Annotated in this window: 6 protein-coding genes; all 6 read right to left on the bottom strand. The window is 25.5% G+C overall.

The features are described from left to right. Positions 1-47: 47 nt before the first annotated feature. The 6 genes from MarbSA_RS06465 to MarbSA_RS06440 all read right to left on the bottom strand — a co-directional run bounded on the left by MarbSA_RS06465 (position 48) and on the right by MarbSA_RS06440 (position 18,415). On the bottom strand, positions 48-5,840 hold the full coding sequence (locus tag MarbSA_RS06465; RefSeq protein WP_221061224.1) for a beta strand repeat-containing protein: 5,793 nt from the start codon (positions 5,838-5,840) through the stop codon (positions 48-50). Between the two features lie 835 nt (positions 5,841-6,675). Beyond that, positions 6,676-7,119, bottom strand: coding sequence for an MFS transporter (locus MarbSA_RS06460; protein ID WP_054834661.1), 444 nt, complete (start codon positions 7,117-7,119; stop codon positions 6,676-6,678). Between the two features lie 124 nt (positions 7,120-7,243). Further along, entirely contained in the window at positions 7,244-7,981 is a 738-nt protein-coding gene (locus tag MarbSA_RS06455) for a hypothetical protein (protein ID WP_221061223.1), read from the bottom strand. Between the two features lie 92 nt (positions 7,982-8,073). Further along, positions 8,074-10,545 (bottom strand): right-handed parallel beta-helix repeat-containing protein, encoded by a 2,472-nt coding sequence (locus MarbSA_RS06450; RefSeq protein ID WP_280636280.1) that lies wholly within the window; start codon positions 10,543-10,545, stop codon positions 8,074-8,076. After that, positions 10,541-12,838: a right-handed parallel beta-helix repeat-containing protein gene (locus MarbSA_RS06445; protein WP_221061221.1), complete on the bottom strand. Its 2,298-nt coding sequence runs from the start codon at positions 12,836-12,838 to the stop codon at positions 10,541-10,543. The genes MarbSA_RS06450 and MarbSA_RS06445 overlap by 5 nt, the downstream gene beginning before the upstream one ends. A 408-nt stretch (positions 12,839-13,246) precedes the next feature. Beyond that, positions 13,247-18,415: a beta strand repeat-containing protein gene (locus MarbSA_RS06440; protein WP_221061220.1), complete on the bottom strand. Its 5,169-nt coding sequence runs from the start codon at positions 18,413-18,415 to the stop codon at positions 13,247-13,249. Positions 18,416-18,445: the final 30 nt, after the last annotated feature.

Here is an 18,445-nt window from a genome sequence, read left to right as displayed (position 1 = left end):
TCCTTTAACAAATTTCTATACTAAAATTTATCCAATAAATAAAAATTTTAAAGCCTACTTCTTTTATTATACCTATGTCCAACAATAACTAAAACAATGAAGCCAATAACAGCTAATATTATATAAACAAAGTCAATTGGCTTCATATTATTAATAGTATCTTCTAAAATTTCATAAGAATTTTTAATAGATTGTTCACCAGATCCACCTTGACCTCCAGCTGAACCTCCTCCAGATTTACCACCAGGATTAGAGCTAGAAGAGCTAGAAGGATTCATAATACTTCCAATACCCGGTAAAATGTTATTATTTGTTGAATTAGAACCACTACCTTTTCCATTATTAGAATCAACACCTGTTCCAGAACCAGTTCCATTTCCATTGCCAATTCCATTACCGGAGCCATTACCTAATCCAGAACCAGAACCAGACCCTATTCCAGAACCTGTACCTGTTCCCCATCCATTACCTGATCCACTACCACCAGGCCTAAGTCCCGAACCAGTACCAGGCCCAATATGATTACCTGAACCAGAACCAGAACCTCCAGAAGAATTAGAACCATTAGAACCTCCACCAACAATAAGTTCCCATCCAGAACTTTCAAATAGCCAATTTTTAAATTTATTAGCACGATTCCAAACATCATCACTTGGACCAAAGTTAGAACCCCACCAATTATTATCAAAATCAAGGAAACCGTTGTTACCTCCATAAATAACAGAATTAACTGGAGCAAAGTTATTTAAAATATTAGAATCTTTAATATTAACATTAGCATAATTAAAGTAAAAGGCACCACCATAATGCATAGCGAAATTAGACTCAATAGTGGAATTAAAAATATTTAACTGATTTAAAACATGCCCATAGCTAGAATCACCATTATAATAAACAGCACCACCACTATAACCAGCACTATTATTAGAAATAATAGAATAAACTATTGTAATATTACCATTAATAGCTAATGCACCACCATAAGATCCTGCGGTATTCTTTGTAAAGTTAGATCTTTCAATTGAACCATTATTTGCAGAAAAGTTAATAGCTCCACCTGTAGTTTTAGCTTCATTTTTATGGAATACTGAATTATAAACCAATAAATAACGAGCATTTCCATAAATAGCCCCACCATAACCACCATAATATACACTAGTAGTTACATTATTAAATTTAAAACTAGAATTCAGAATGTATAAATAACTATCATTAAACTCTCTCCAAATATAAACAGAATTAGCTATAACACCACCATTATTAGCTAAATTACATTCATAAGTAGAATTTATAGAATATAAAGTTCCAAAATTATAAATAACTCCTCCATGACCAGGAGCTAATCGAGTCTCATTATCATTATAAAGATAAGAATTACCATCTGTTCTAGCAGTGTTTGAAGCAAAATAAGAGTTACTGATTATTGATGTACAATTATGATAACTATAAATAACACCACCACTACAAGCAGAATTATTAATAAATTTAGAGTTAGATATACTCATATTTCCAAAATTACTAATTACCCCACCAAGATAAGCAGAATTATTATAAAAACTACAATTATCAATTAAAAGGCGACCTTTATTAAAAATTACTCCACCTTGGTCTATGGCAGTATTATTATAAAAATTACAATTCATTAAATTTACATAACCATTGTTAGAAATAATAGAACCATTATTACTAGAAGCATTTAAAAAATTAATTCCAACAATAGTTAAATATCCATTATTACTTATAATAAATATTTTTCCTTTTTTACCATTTAAAGTGACATTTCCATTGTTTTTAATAGTTATTGTCTTGTTTACAAAAATATCATTCTCATAATAAGTTCCACTTAGAAGATATATGATTGCTCGATTATATGCCTGAGAAATAGCATGAGAAATTGTCTTAAATGGATTATCTATACTTCCATCACCAGTAATATCACTACCATTAGTTGAAACATAAACATAATGGGGAGTATTATTTTGACCTAAAACATTTGATCCATAAATAGCATCATTAGCTATAAAAAGACCATTATTACTTACAAGATAATTACCAGAAACTATGAGATAAATAATACCAGTAGAACCAGAACCATTAGAGCTATTAGAACCAGAACTATCAGAATCTAAAGAATCATCAACATAAACTGCATAATCTCCACCTTTTAAATAATTTGAAGTAATATTATTTTCGCGAATCAAATTATTATGAGAATTAGAATAATAAACACCAGCTTGAGCTACATTAATCCAACTTTCAAAACTACCATTAGACCCATTATTAGTATTACTATTAGTATTATGATTATTATTAGTATTATTAACATTATTATTAGTTCCAGAACCATTAACAACAATATCATTATATTCAATCTTATCCCCAGAAGTTTTATAACCTATATAAGCAAAAGACCTGTTTCCATCTGCCAAAAGACTATTGTTTGCAATATATGTATTATAAGATTGATATGATTTAATTAAGAAAATATTGTTTCCTAAGCCATAAAATGTATTATTAACAATTTTTGTATTATTAGACCAAACAGTAGTAGGATAAGGTGCAAAAGAACCATTAGAAACTATTTCAACAGCATATCCAATATTTTTAGCATATAAATAAATATCATTGTTAAAGATTTTTGTATTATCAGCCATAGAAACATAAATGCCCTTAGCAACATTTTCAGAAATAATAAACAATAAATTACTCTCAATAAGATTAGAGTAAGGGCTTCTACCAAACCGATTCTCATAAAAATTAGAAACACTAATACCAGTCAATGAATTTTTACCTTTCAATGTAATAGCATTATTAATTATCCGATTATCATAACTATTATGAGCAATGATAATACCTGTGAGATTTTTTTCAAGAACATTGCTAATAAATATACTATTAGAATGAATAGTGATATTATAAACATCAGATAAAATAATCGCAGAATTATCAGTGAGATTAAACAATAATCCAGTTACATTAGAACCTGCAGAACCAGATTTAAAAATAAATGTAGCATCAATAGTATTAACCTTATAAAAACTAATATTTAGTGGAATATTGAAAATCAAATTATAATGTCTAGAACTTAAATTATTGAATAATAAAGTATCATTAGCTTGGACTGAATTAGCTTTTATAAATTCACCATTACTAGTAAAATAATTAATAACATTAACATCATCAATGACAAAATAATTTTGAGAAAAAGTATTATTTAGATCAATTTTAGTATTATTAGTACCATTAGTAGTATTAATATTACTATCACTAGTATTAGTAGTATTAATGATTATTTGATATCTTGCATTAGTATAAATTATATTGTTCTTAACAAAAGTATTGTTAGAATTAGAAGTAAGGAAAATAGCACTATTACCACTACCTAACACATCATAATTAACACCAATTCCACTTAAATCTCCACCAGTAGTTCTAATTTCATTATCGATAATAGAAACATTATCAGAATTATACAAAGCTACACCATAAACCCCACTACCAAAACCTTCAAGAAGATTATTAATAATAGTAATATTTGAACTAATGTGTAACTCAATTAAATAAGCCATCTTCTTAACATTAACAACAATAATATTATTTTTAATGGTTATGTTATTCACATTTCCCTTCATATAAGCAGTAGCTACACCATAACCAAAACCATTACCCCATAAATTTATCAAATTATTAGAAATTTCACTATTACTCATTGAATCAGTATAAATACCCTCAACTAAATTATCTCCAACAAGAATAATACTGTTTTGAGTTATATTAATGTACTTTGAAAATACATAAGTAGAATCAGTAACTGAAATACCATAAACAAAGCCCTTTTTACTTGAAATATAAATATTATTAGCTTCAACAAGAATATTTTCAGATTGGCCAATCTTAATTCCAATTACAGATCCAGTATAATTATTATCAGAAATTATAGTAATATTATTATTTTTTAATGTAACAAACTCAAGATAATTTTCTAAAATAATAGCTGCAACATTAGTATTATAAAAATTCAAATCACGAATAACAGAACCAGCACCTTCAGAAGTCACAATAATAGTAACATTTGTTAAAAGATTATTTAAACCATTACTCAAAAGAGTCATCTTATAATCAACATAAATCTTCTTATTTGTTAAATAAGTTAAAATCAAAACTAAAGACTCATCAAGAATACCTAATTTAAAGTAACCATCTTTATCAAAATAATTATAAAAATTACTATCCCTGATAACAATACCAGTTGAATCCTCAATGATATCATTCACAGTATTATCGGACATATTGTCTCCATAAGAATCAGTAGTATCTTTAAAAATACCAACAGATGCATTAGTACTGATTTTATTACCAACTATAGTAGTATTATAAATTGTTCCCTGTAAAAAAATACCATAATCATTACTAATAATAGTATTATTAATAATACTAGTAAAATAAAACTTGATGTTATTTGTTTTAAAATAAATACCATAAGACCCAGACCTTATAGAATTACCCAAAATTAATGCATTAGAAGTACCTAAACTAATTCCTGGATCAACCTTAGTATTGATAATATTATTCAAAATCTGAGCGTAATTTCCCCTAATATTAATTCCAACACCAAAATTATAAAGATTAATAACATTATTTTTAACAAGAACATTATCTCCAGAAACAATAATTCCATTATAACAACCATTACTAATAGTTACTTTATTATTAACTACAGTAATATTCTCATTATAACCATCACCACCAACATATATTCCACCACCATAAGAATCAGTAGCTATAACAGTATTATTTTCTAAAAGTAAATTAGAAGAAGTAACGATTATTGCATAAACACTCATATTAATTAAAGTATTACCAACAACAGTTGAATTTATACCATACAAACTTATTCCATAAAATTGATTAACCAATGTATTGTTAATTATCTGAGTGTTTTGATGCTGAGCATATACCAATTGCATCCCAATAGTAGTATCACTTGCATAAATTGCATACAAGTAATTGTTAGTAATAGAGTTATTATAACAATCAGCAGGACCACCATAATCTGCATGACCAAATGGATTATAATAAATTATATTTGCAGCAGTAGTCTGCAAATAATTATAAGAAATATTATTATTATGAGACTGACCCATAGGCATACAAGTACTCCAAGTACTAATCAGCCTATTATAAATAATAGTATTGTTAGAAGACCAACCCATAGGCATTGCAAAAACTTTTAAAGCATCGGCAACCTGAACAGAATTATTAACAATGAGATTATTGTTAGTATTAGTCAACCAAATACCATGTAAACGAACAACATAAACACCCTGATACACAATATCAGTCTTATCATTAAATATCTTAAGATTACTAATAGTAGAACCATCACTACCTGCAATTAAATGAATAACACCATTAGTTATTTGAACATCAGCACCAGTACTAGTTAAAGTCAAAGGAATATCAATAATAAAAGCTTTATTAGAAACATTCCCAATTTTAATAGTATCCCCTGGACTAATACCAGAATTAGAAAGTAATTTACCAGTAAACAAACTAAAATATTGAGAATAATTATCATCAGTGATTATAAACACTTTTGAAGCAAAAGTACTTACACCAGATTTTTCAACCTTAGCTGATGATTTAGTAGTTGCAGAATTATTATTATAATTATTATTGGAATTATTATTAGAATTAGAATTGTCAATAGAAGAATCAGAATGAATAGAATCAGTATCAGTAATTTGAACATCGTTAACAGCATAATTATTAAATCCACTATCAATTTCAGAATGGCCATCAGTACTATCTAAAGATTCTCCATAAATAGGACTAATCAAAAATAAAACAGAGAAAATTAAGACCAAAATGAATTTTTTACTGATTATTATACTAAAAACCTCCTTTATTGATGACTCTAATAATACAACTAAGAAAATAAAACAAATTATTTTATAAATTTTACTTGATTAAATTTAAAGTTTAATTGATAATATATTAATAAACATAATATATAAAGATTACGACAAGATTTAAAAGCTAATATAATCACCATCAATAAAAATTTTATCCTTAACTTTACCAATAATAATTATACTTCCATCTTAAGTAATATAAACCTTAATAGCAACAATTTCAGCATATTATATTTGTCAAAATAAGTACCTTCATCTAAATAGACATTGGTATTCTGAATCACTAGAATAATTAATATTTTTACTATTGAATGATAGAAATTGCCAACAGAACTATTAATAAAATTATTACTATTAAAAAAATTTAAATGCCATTTGAAGCAAAAAATTAGTTAATACCAAATACAAATACATTAGACTTAAAACAATCACGATGAAAACTACTCAATTCAAAAATTAATAGAAATAAAATAAAAAATATATTTAAAGTAACTTAAGAAAAATTCTTAAATTTAAAAGAAAATTAAATATAAATTATATAACTAAATATAATTTTTAATATGTTAAAACAAAACCAAACAAAAATAAACCTACTAATCTACCAAAAAAATTTACAATATAAACATAAATTTAAAATCACTATACAAAAATCCTGTAAACATTGAATACATTATCAGATATCTCTAATCTAAACCTAAATGATTACGATTTTCAAATATTGTGTATTTTAAATTTTTTAATTATTTTTAAGTAATACATTTTAGTTGGTGTAATAAATTATAATATCTTCTTTGATTATTTTTTTAAGTTGTTTTAGTGACCATGCAATTAAAGGAACATTAATCAATATTGAAAATGGATTAAAATATAAAATAAGAGAAATTAATAATGTTATTACGATTATAATGTAAAAATATTTATATGCCTTGTTAATAAGAATATAAATCTTTTTTAATTTTTCAAAATCATATTCATATTTATTTTCATACGATTTTTCAAATAATAAAATAATTAATGATCCTAAAAAGAATATTAATGCAGTAAAAAAATACCCTGTGAAAAAGTTTATCAAAATATAAAAAATTACTATAGAAAGTAATGAAAACATAAATATATTATTATTAATTTCTTTTTCATCTTCCTTACAATTATCTTTATATTCCATTTTACTAACCTTAACTTGACGAATTTTATCATAGTTCATGTTATCAATCCTATTTTCATAAATCTATTATAAAATAAAAGAAATTAATAAATCTTAAATGAAGAGTTAAAAATTCTCTAAAAATAATAATATTTCTTTGAGTTTTAAAAAATTATGGAAAAAATTAATAATAGTATACTTTAATGCCCTGAATAATTATATTTTCATACAATTGAATTTTCAAAATAAATTTTCCATGCCCTTTAAAAATTCTATAAGAAATTTTAGTGCCTTTGACATTAGTTAAAAGTAATTTAACTGCCTTAATTTTGTATTTTTTATTTTTAGTTAAAAATTTAACATTTTGATATTTCATTATTGGGATATTACCAAATTTTGTAATCTCATAATCCCCTTTTTGTACTAATTTAGCAATAACCTTTTTACCAGCCCAATATCCAACAAATGACATATCATTATTATAATAATAAAAACTTTCATTTTTAATCTTTCCTTTAGTATAATAATTAATAATAACCTTATCAATAAAAATATTATCTTTATCTAATATATTTATTTTTAAAGAGTTCTTATTTTTCCCAGTATAATTCTTGTAGAAAAAATTTATAATTTCGTGTGTTTCATTATCAATAAGAGAATACTTTACACTCACAGATCTGATTTTATATCTATTTTGATAATTTTTTTTAATATTAATTTTGTAGTATTCTTTAGAATTATTATTTTTAAAAGCAGAAATTTGTTCAATATTCGAAATCTTCTTATTTAAATTGGAAGAAAAAGAACCTTTATATTGTGTTAATTTTTCAGTACTAGCACAAGCTGCAAAGGTTGTGCTCACTGCAAAAATAGACAAGATAGCAACTATACCAAAAATCAATAAAATTCTACTAAATTTCATCAAATTTCCCTCCATAATTGACATACATACAAATTTAATGTTATATTAAACTTTTAACATTACTCAATTAATTATTTTTTTCTTAATCATTATTATATATACCAAAATTTATTAGAATCTTTACCATGTGCAGTAAAAGAATATTTAACAATTTTTCTTGCATTTATGCCATGAATTTGCAATACTAGTTGTTTAGGGTTCATTCCAAAAAAATATCCACTTACTGATCCATACCCAAAACTTTTTTGATTTGATTTTATAACTTTTACAAAAACTTCGAATGCAACAAAATGATTAGGATATATATTTTTTCTTTTCAATATTGTAAATACAACTCCCCCTCTAATTTTAAAACTAATTGTGAAATATTGAGTTCCTATATATCTTTTTGTTAATTTACCAATTAAAATTTCTGTTTCATTATCTGATAGGAGTGTTATATTTATTAATTGTGTATCTGTAGCATTATTAGTAATGATTATTGCTTTTCCACTGTAAAATTCTAAAAATTTTTCCATTGTCATATTTATATTTCCAAGAGAGGAATCAGCCAAGTATACTATATTATTAGTGATGTTCTTTATAACTACAAAATGACCTTCTCCATTTATCATTAAAAAAACAATATTGTTCTGTCGAAGTTTATCAACAGATAAATTCACTCCTTCTACAATCAATCCTTTTTCTCTTGCAGCCTGAATAAGCCCATACATTGATGTTCCACTAATATCAGACCCTGTAAGTTCTATAATTTCTTCTAATGTAGTGTTAATTCCTAAATTTTTGAGTACTGTTGCTAATGAAGCAGGACCACAATCATAAACATAATCTGACATTACTATTCCTGTTGAATTGATATTTATTAGATTTTCTGTAGTATTTGTAAAATTAACTTCAGTAATATTGAAAATTGAATCATATAAACAAATTCCATAATTACTACTAATTATATTATTATCATTTATTTTTCCACTAGAATTATATAAATAAATTCCTATCCAATCATTTGTTAAATTGTTTTTACTAATAGTTAATGAATCAGATTCTGAAACATATAATGCAAAATAACTATCAATTATTTTATTACTTGAAATATTGTTGTTTGTTGAATTTTCTAAATATACCCCATTATAACCATTATTAATTGTGTTTTCAATTAAAATATTATAAATAGAATTTTCTAAATAAATTGCATAATTTGGAATATCTTTAACATTGTTTTTTAATATTTGATTATCTGTTGAATTTTCTAAATAAATTCCATAGTTATTATAAGATATATTGTTTCCAGATATGTTATTATTAGTTGATTTTTGTAGGAATATTGCATAGTCATTATCTTTTATTGTATTATTTATTATATTACAGTTAGATGTCCAGTTTAAAAATATACCATATGCATCATATGCCTCAGATATAACTAAACCAATTATTGTGGATCCATTACCTCCACTATTAATAGTGAAAACATTCTTTTCGAAATCATACGGATTAATAACTACCTTACCAGAATTAATAGCCTTAATTACTATTTTTTTATTTATAACAATATTTTCAAGATATATACCATCAGATAATAATATTACATCACCACTAGTCGCATTATTAATAGCCTGTTGAATATTATCAAAATAATTTTTAGTCCGATTATTGTACACTCCTTTCATAGTTACATTAAGATTACTTGAAGACAAAACACTCTGATCATTCAATACAGTAGTTACATTAGTTTGACCATTATTTGTTATTTTAAGAGTAGCTTTTGCTTTTCCAGCGCTAGTATATGCAGTGCTATTTATAGTTCCTCTTGTTGTAGAAAAATTAATAGGCAAACCATCAGGCAAAATACCATCAGAAGTATCCTCGCCATTATTATTATGTGTCAAATCAGCAGTCACAATATAAACACCATGAGTATTATTACTTTGTGCGAAATCTCTTTCAACATTAGTTTTTAAAACCAACCAATAATCACAAGTAACATCACTATAATATGTATCAATATATTTTCCAGTAAATGAGAATGGAAAAATATCGTTATTACCCCACCAATTATTATTTGCATTTATTATACCTGTTGAAAAAATTGATGACATTCCATAAGAATTATTAAAAATCGCATTAAAATTAACATAACCAAAAAAATCTTCTAAACATAATCCCAGTTGATTATTAGAAAAAATATTGCTAATAATCTCCCCATTAGCAGATACACTATAAATACCATTATTACTATTATTTATAATGTTTGAATAAATAGAAACATTATTCACACCATTAAGATCTATACCTGCTATAGTACTATTGAATATATAATTTCCCTCTATAAATAAATTATTTGAAGATATTGCACTTATTCCATAACATCCATTTGTTATATTATTTCCAGATATAGTAATATTATTTTTACCATTAACAAAGATTCCATAAGCATACATAGAAGATTTAATAATAAGATCAAGAATACTTACTGAATCTGAATTAATACTGAAAACAGGACTATTATTTGATGGCATAAAAGTTGAATTTCCAGATAATGATTTTAAAGTTAACTGTTTATTAATAACAATTACCTACAGATAAATTTTTACCAATAACTATCACATCTCCATCCAAAGTATCAATATCATCAATAGCTAGTTGAAGATTATCATAAAATTTTTGTGTTCTAAAATTATAAATTTTTCCAGGATTAGAAACCACAACCCATGGAATCAAATCTACAGAATCTACTAAAGAATTATTCGATGAAGAATAAGTAATTAATATTTTAGAATACATATAAACCAAAGATTCAAAGTTAATAGTTAAAAACATAGTTGTAACTATATCAGGACAATATCCATTAGTATCTGCGAAACTCTTAATATACTTTGCAATTTCAACATATTCATAATAATAAAATATATTATTAGTCGAATTTTCAGTTTGATTAAATCGATGATCTAAAATATGGTCTAAAGAAAATGTTGGAAATGTAAGATTATTATCAACTGATAAAACAACTTCAATTAAAATTTTCAAAAATGTAGAAATACTAACTGATCTTTCACCAATGAAAACATTTGAAGGAAGTCTATGATTAGTTTCTATATATGTTTTAACAGTATTTGCTGCATTTAAAATCTGTTCACTATTAAAATAAACAATACCAGAACTATTATCCATATTATTAGAAATTAATGTTATATTAAACGAATTTTGAATTAATAAACTAGATATATTATTATAAGAAACAATATTACCCTGTGAATTATTCAATTTAAAATAATTTATTACTTTATTTGAAAAAACAACACTAAAATTAGAATTAAGCATATATATACTATTAATTCGGTTGTTTGAAAGATTTAAATTATTAGAATTAAATATTTCAGTGATATTTTTAATATTATTTGAAAAAAATGTGTTAAAATTAGAATTATTTATAAATAAATTCTCAATTTGATTATTTAAAATATTTAAATAATTAGAGCTTGTTATTGTTAAATTCTTGATATTAAAATTTGAAATTTTAGAACCACTACCACCTTCATTAATTAAAAAATTATTTATAATCAATCCAAAACCATTTATTGTTAAATTTTTATGAATGAATATATTCCCACTATTATCAGGTCCATACAATTCTAGAATATGACCATTTAAAGTATAAACATCATCAATTGCTTCTTGTAAATTTTTATAATAATTACTAGTATTACGATTAAAAATAAAACTTTCATCTTCAAAAATTGCAATTACTAGATTATAGTCTATTAACAAATAAAATAAACCTCCATTATAGGGTAGACTTATTTCAGCAAAACCATTATTTATCTCAGATATCCTAACATCATAACTACTATACATATGATAAAGAATATTAATTTTATTCATGCTTCCTAAAGATGAAATATCTTCATTAAGATTATTAAAATTAAAATCAAAAACTGTTTTATAATCTATTATATTAAACTTAGGAACAATCCACTTATCCAAAACAACAGTAGACCCCTGATTTCTAATAAGTTCATTTTTAATACTTTCAAAATAGCCAGGATCATATGTTACTATTTCCATCCAATACCACAAATTATTATCTAAATCTAAATAACTACCTCCTGCATCTATATCCCCATAAGGATAATAATCACTTTTATCAAACAGGTTAAATCTAAAAATGGAATTACTCCCCCCAGATAATATGAATAATCCATTAGTATTCTGTTTTATCCTATTACTTTCAAATAAATTATAATAAGAATTACTTATCATAATAACAGGGTTACTTGTGGGCCAATTATTAAATTTTTCATAATAGTCGAAAAAGTTGTTGCAAAAAACATTTTCATGTGCATTATAAATATCCATTGAGTTTATAGTAAAACCTGAAATATTACACCCACTTACAAACTGAACATATAGATTGCCTATTGTAGAATTATAGTGATTAACACAGGTTATAGTCAAACTTTTATGAGATAAAATAATATTTTCATAATAACCACCATAAACTATTAACTTATCCCCTTGCCATGCAGAAGAGATAGCTTGTTGTAAATCATCATAATAAATACCAGTATTTTCATTAAAAACATTACCATAATAATTACTACTCTGAATACTCATAAAATTATGTTTATTAAAATTTGAAACTTCACCAGAATCTTTATTTGAAACAGAATCATTATTTACTGATTCAACCACATCATCCTGATTATCAGATTTATTCACAACAGACTCACTGATAACCTGATTGCTATCACCTAAATAATTACCATTATCATAAGTAACATTATCAGTAGCTGCAACACCATTTATACAAAAACAAATACATAAAAGTAAAACACCTAGACAAAAATACTTTCTAAACATACAAATACACAAACCCATTACATTATATATCTTAAAAGTTCAAATAAAAAAATGAATAAATAAAGCTTAATTGATAAATTATCAAACAAACTTTATAAATGTTTATAAAAAATACAATAAGAAAAAAATATATATCACGAAAAACAAAAGTAATAACTTCATAATAAAAAAACAAAAAAGAATAATAAAAAATATTTTATGAAAAACTAAAAAATTTATAAAATCATGAAAAATCTCCAAAATAAAAAAAACTAAAAAGTAGATTTATTAATAGAAAATAATCTTAAATATTTAAACATTCATTAAGTTTTAAAATTAAAAATAATTACAAAAAATTAAAAATAATTAATAAATGATAAGAAATTTTTATAATAAACTTCCTATCATCTAAAAAAACAAATTTCATTTTTATTTTACTCTTATGTTTTTTAATGCATTATTTCCATAAACTAATGAACCAGCTGATTTTTTAACAGAATTCTTAATATAGTACTTGCCTTTTTTAGCAGATAAAGAAATAGTTAAAAGTGCTGATTTAGACTTACTAAGTTTTAAATTCTTAACAGTCCAAGACAGAATACCAGTCCTCTTATTATACTTAACAAGACCACTAGTAAGAGACCTTTTAAGAAGTTTAACACCTTTAGGTAGCTTATAAGAAATCACAAGACTGCTCTTATCAGGACCAAAATTAGCTAACAGAGTCTTAAAAGTAATTTTCTTGCCTTTAACAGCATATGAATTCTTAATTTTAACTTTACTTAGTTTTGGAACAGATAGTTTACTAGAACGAGTAGAGCTTTGATAAGTGCTGTCACTGACTGAAATTGCTTTAATAGTTAAAGAACCAGTGTTTTTAACTTTATAATTTAATGCAGCTAAACCTTGTGAGTTTGTTTTTGCTTGACCAACATATTTATTGTTCACATAAAACTTAACATATCTACCAACAACAGCTTTACCATTTGCATCTTTTAAAGTAGCCTTTAAAACAGTATTTTTACCATAAGTTCCTTTGTAGTTGCTCATACTTGTGCTTGTTTTTATTTTATTGATTTCAAAGTTAGTAGTTTTTTGATTGTCAACATAAGTATAATCATCAGTATAATTAGCCATTACACTTACTTTACCAGGATTACCACTTACAGTCCAATTAGCATAAGCTTTACCATCCACAACATCAAAAGTACCTAAATATACTCCATTGACATAGACTTCAACAAAACCACTAGTTATAGGATTTTCCTGATTATCACGTACATTAACAGTGATTAAAACCTTATCACCACGATTACCAGAAACCTTAGATAAATCGATAGTTAAATTAGTTGGAACAGTTAAAACTGTGAAATCTGTTGTATCAACAGATCCAGTATAAGCATCATTTTCATGATATTCTGCATATACTTCGCCATTATTAAAATTAGGTTCATTAACAATCCAAATAAATTCAGCTACACCGTCCTTAACAGTGGCATATCCTAATGACTTACTACCACTAATACCATTAAATAAAAACTCAACAATACCCCCATTAACAGGATTACCTTGATTATCTTTCACATTTGCTGTGATAATAATAGTACTACCATTTTTACCTGTAGGATTAGAAACTGTAACATTAGTAGTACTTCCTAAAATATATAATTCAAAAGTTTTCGAAGTATTAAAAGTATCAAAAACAGCTTTTACAGTGTGATTACCATAACCAATACCAGTAAAAGTAGAATTGAATCCAGAATCACTAACATTACCAGTATTTGGTGTTATATAACCAGTATCATTAACAACTTCCCAAGTAAATTCCCTATCTTCAGGAGGAATAGGAACACTACTAGTATCATAATCATACAAAGTACCATTATCATCAGTAACCTTTGGAACAACACTAATACTCTGAGTTAAACCTGAATTACCACTATTAACCAAAGCCATAACAATCCAATATTCAATTGTATAATTTTGGCCATTAATAATTATGTCTGGTTTATCATTAGCTCCCCACCAGTTATAATTCAAATTAATTTCTGAAACCTGAGTATTAGAAATCACATATAAATAAGTTGCAAATGCTGAATTAGTGACAGTTAAATTACAACCACGATTATCATTAAAATTAAATGTTAAATTGCCTTTTGTTAAATTACCAGTTGAGTTATTTGTATTAACAAAAATACAGTTACTAATTACAGAATTATTCCATAATTTAATAACAGAACCTGTATTGTTAAAAATTGAATTAACTGCTGTTAAAAATACAGTTACTCCATACAAATTATCAAAACGAGTATTATTTTCAAATTTACAATTATAAACATTTAAAATCTGTTGTGAACCACCACTACCCCATCGATTAGTAACTACAGCTACTGAATTGATAATAGAACTATTAATCAAAGTTGTATTGCCAATGCCAAAACCTGAGAAATCAGAATGGAAAATACCAGAAGATAAACTATTGTTAAAAATAGTGTTAACTATTAATAAGTTAGAAGGGTTACGAATATCAGAACCACTAAGAGTATAATTGTTACTATCAAATATAGAATCATAAATAGTAAGATTACCCATACCATTATCAATAACACCTAAACGAGTTGAAATAGGTGATGTACCTGTTTCAGGATCACATTTATTACTATTGAAATGAGAATTACGAATAATCATAGTCCCATTATTTTTAATAACTGCATTTGTGTTATTATAAAAAATACAATTAATAATCTCTAAATAACCATGATTAGTTATTAAACCATATTCAACAGCTATCTGACTATTACCTGGAATACTTCTAGAATTCTGTAAAGTTAAATTAATTAACTTATGAATACCTGGACCTTCTTTAGAAGTAATGAATCTAAGAGTATTATTAATATCAGAAATAACACTATTATTTCCAATAATTGTAACATTAAAATCACCAGGTAATTCTAAATTTTCATTCCCAACACCAGTATAAACTCCTTCTAAAAGATAAATGAATACATTTTTAGAATCACCATAACCTTTAATTAAAGCATAATTGATTGTTTTAAATGGATTACCTTTAGAACCATCTCCAGTAGAGTCACTACCATTTGGAGAAACATAAAAAGTTGAATTAGTTTTAAGAACAGCGTTGACTTCCAAATTACCAGTTGTTATTGATACATCTACACCAGATGGACAGTCACCAGTAATAGTATAATTACCATTTTCTAAACCAATATAAGTTAAAGTGGCTGTACCATTAATTATAGGTGCTATTCCTAAATATTTATCATTTGCATAAAATCTTAAATATCCTCCCTCAATTATATTACCTTCAGCATCAGTAACATGTGCTGTTAAAGTAAAACTAAATTTATTTGTGTAAAGAGAATGATAAGTCACATTAATTCTTTTAACTTGACCAGTAGTTAAAGTACCAACACTATTTATGCTACTAGAAATGAAAATAGGATTACCAGTACCACCAGCAGTATTACCATCAAAAGTACAATTAACAAAATCCACAACAGCACCATTTGAAACATATACAACAGAACCATTACCTGAAACAGAATTATTTATAAATTTAGCATTGGTAAAATTAGCAGAAGAAGCAGTAATTCCTCCATCTACCCCTTTATTATCAATGAAAATATCATCAAAGCTGTTAAAAGAACCTCCACCCAATACAACACTCCTAGAATTAGGAACAGAATTATTAATAAAAGTATTATTTATAGTAGTGTAATAACCTCCACCACCTAAAATACCAGTAGTAGAACTACTAGTAAGAGTGTTATTTATAAACATAGAATTTCTAACAGTAAAATTATAACTTGAAAAACTACCAGGCATACCAGCTATTCCACTAGTAGCATTATTGTTTATAAAAGAAGAGTTTTCAATTAATCCACCTCGCATATATAATGAGGTTACATTATTATCTATAAACGTGGAATTAATTACATTACTTCCACCATCCATATATAAAACTGTTTGGCGAGAGTTGTTTTTGAAAATACAATTTGTAATATTTGCAAATCCACTTGCATAAATTGCAGCAGCACCAAAGCTATCAATTGGACTACAATTAATGAAAGTCATGTTAATAATATTACTTTGAATATAACTTCCAAATTTAAACCCTGCACCAATAAATTCACCATCTATTATTGTTTTGTTATAAACACCTATAATATTTAAAATACCAAGATCTGAAAATGACAGATTAGTATTTCCAACTCCTTTATAGGTTCCTTCCATGATCATGATAGTTGGATAAATTGAAACTGCAAAACCTTGATCAATTGCTTTTTTAATAGTTTTAAAAGGATTATCTTGTGAACCATTACCAGTATCATCATTACCACTATTAGAGACATAATAAGTCACAGGAGACCTATCAATACTGACATTAATAATACCAGTTCTAACAGAAGTTAAATTTTCAGATCCTACATAACCTGAAACAACATACAAACCATCATTGAATAACTGTGTGAATGTATAAGTAGCTATACCACTTGCATTAGTAGAATTACTTTTATTTAAAATACCATTTATAATAAAATATACAGTTCCGCCACTAATAGCATTGCCCATATCATCAGTTAAAAGAGCAGTTAAGCGAATATTACTTGGTTTATTAATATTGACAGTTGAATTGCCTAAAAAAGTCAGATTAGAATTAAAATTAGCCCAGTCAGACTTAATAAAGCTTAAATTATTTTTATTAAAACAGTTTATTACAGTATTGTTTTTAAGGTAGATAGTTCCCCCGATGTATAAAATAGGAGTTGAATCGCTATTTGGAGCTGAACAGTTTATAAATGTATTATTTACTATAGAACCTCCATACATATACAGAGTACTGTAAATCCAAGAACTAGTACTATTTATAGTGTTATTAATAAAATAACAATTGTATACAAATGAATTTGCATCTGATGAATAAATAATATTAGAATCTACAATGTTATTTGTAAAATTACAATTATTAAGTTTTATTATGTAACCAAAGATCACTCCACCATAAGATGCTGCATAATTATTATTAAATACAGAATTAACAACGTTTAAATTAGCACCATACTCACTATAAATTGCACCACCAGAAGATGTTGCATAGTTATTTTCAAAATTACAATTAGTAATTGATAAATTACCATAATTTAATATAGCTCCACCATTAGTATTTTTACAATTACGAATAGTTAGATTATACAAATAAACAATAGAATCAGCTTTTATATCAAATAAAAAGCTAGAAGAATCACCATCAATAAAAGTTTTATCCTTACCTTTACCAATGATACTTATACTTCCACCTTGACTAATATGAGCTTTATTAATCACAATTTCAGTATTATTACCTTTACCACGATAAGTACCTTCATCTAAATAAATATTAACATTACTAGAATTAGAAGACTGATTAACAGCTTTACCAATAGAATGATAAGGACTATCAACAGTGCCATTATTAGATGTGTCATTTCCATTAGGAGAAACATAAATGTCACTTGAAGCAGCAGAAACACTAGCTAAACCCAAAAACAAACATATTATAAGTAAAGCACTAATGATGAAAAAATTATTCTTTTTCAAAAAAAATTACCTCCTATGTATTTTTTATTT

It is taken from the genome of Methanobrevibacter arboriphilus (genome assembly GCF_019669925.1).
Taxonomy (GTDB): domain Archaea; phylum Methanobacteriota; class Methanobacteria; order Methanobacteriales; family Methanobacteriaceae; genus Methanobinarius; species Methanobinarius arboriphilus_A.
The sequence above is the reverse complement of the archived record's forward strand: the minus strand, read 5'-3'. Positions and strand labels throughout refer to the sequence as shown.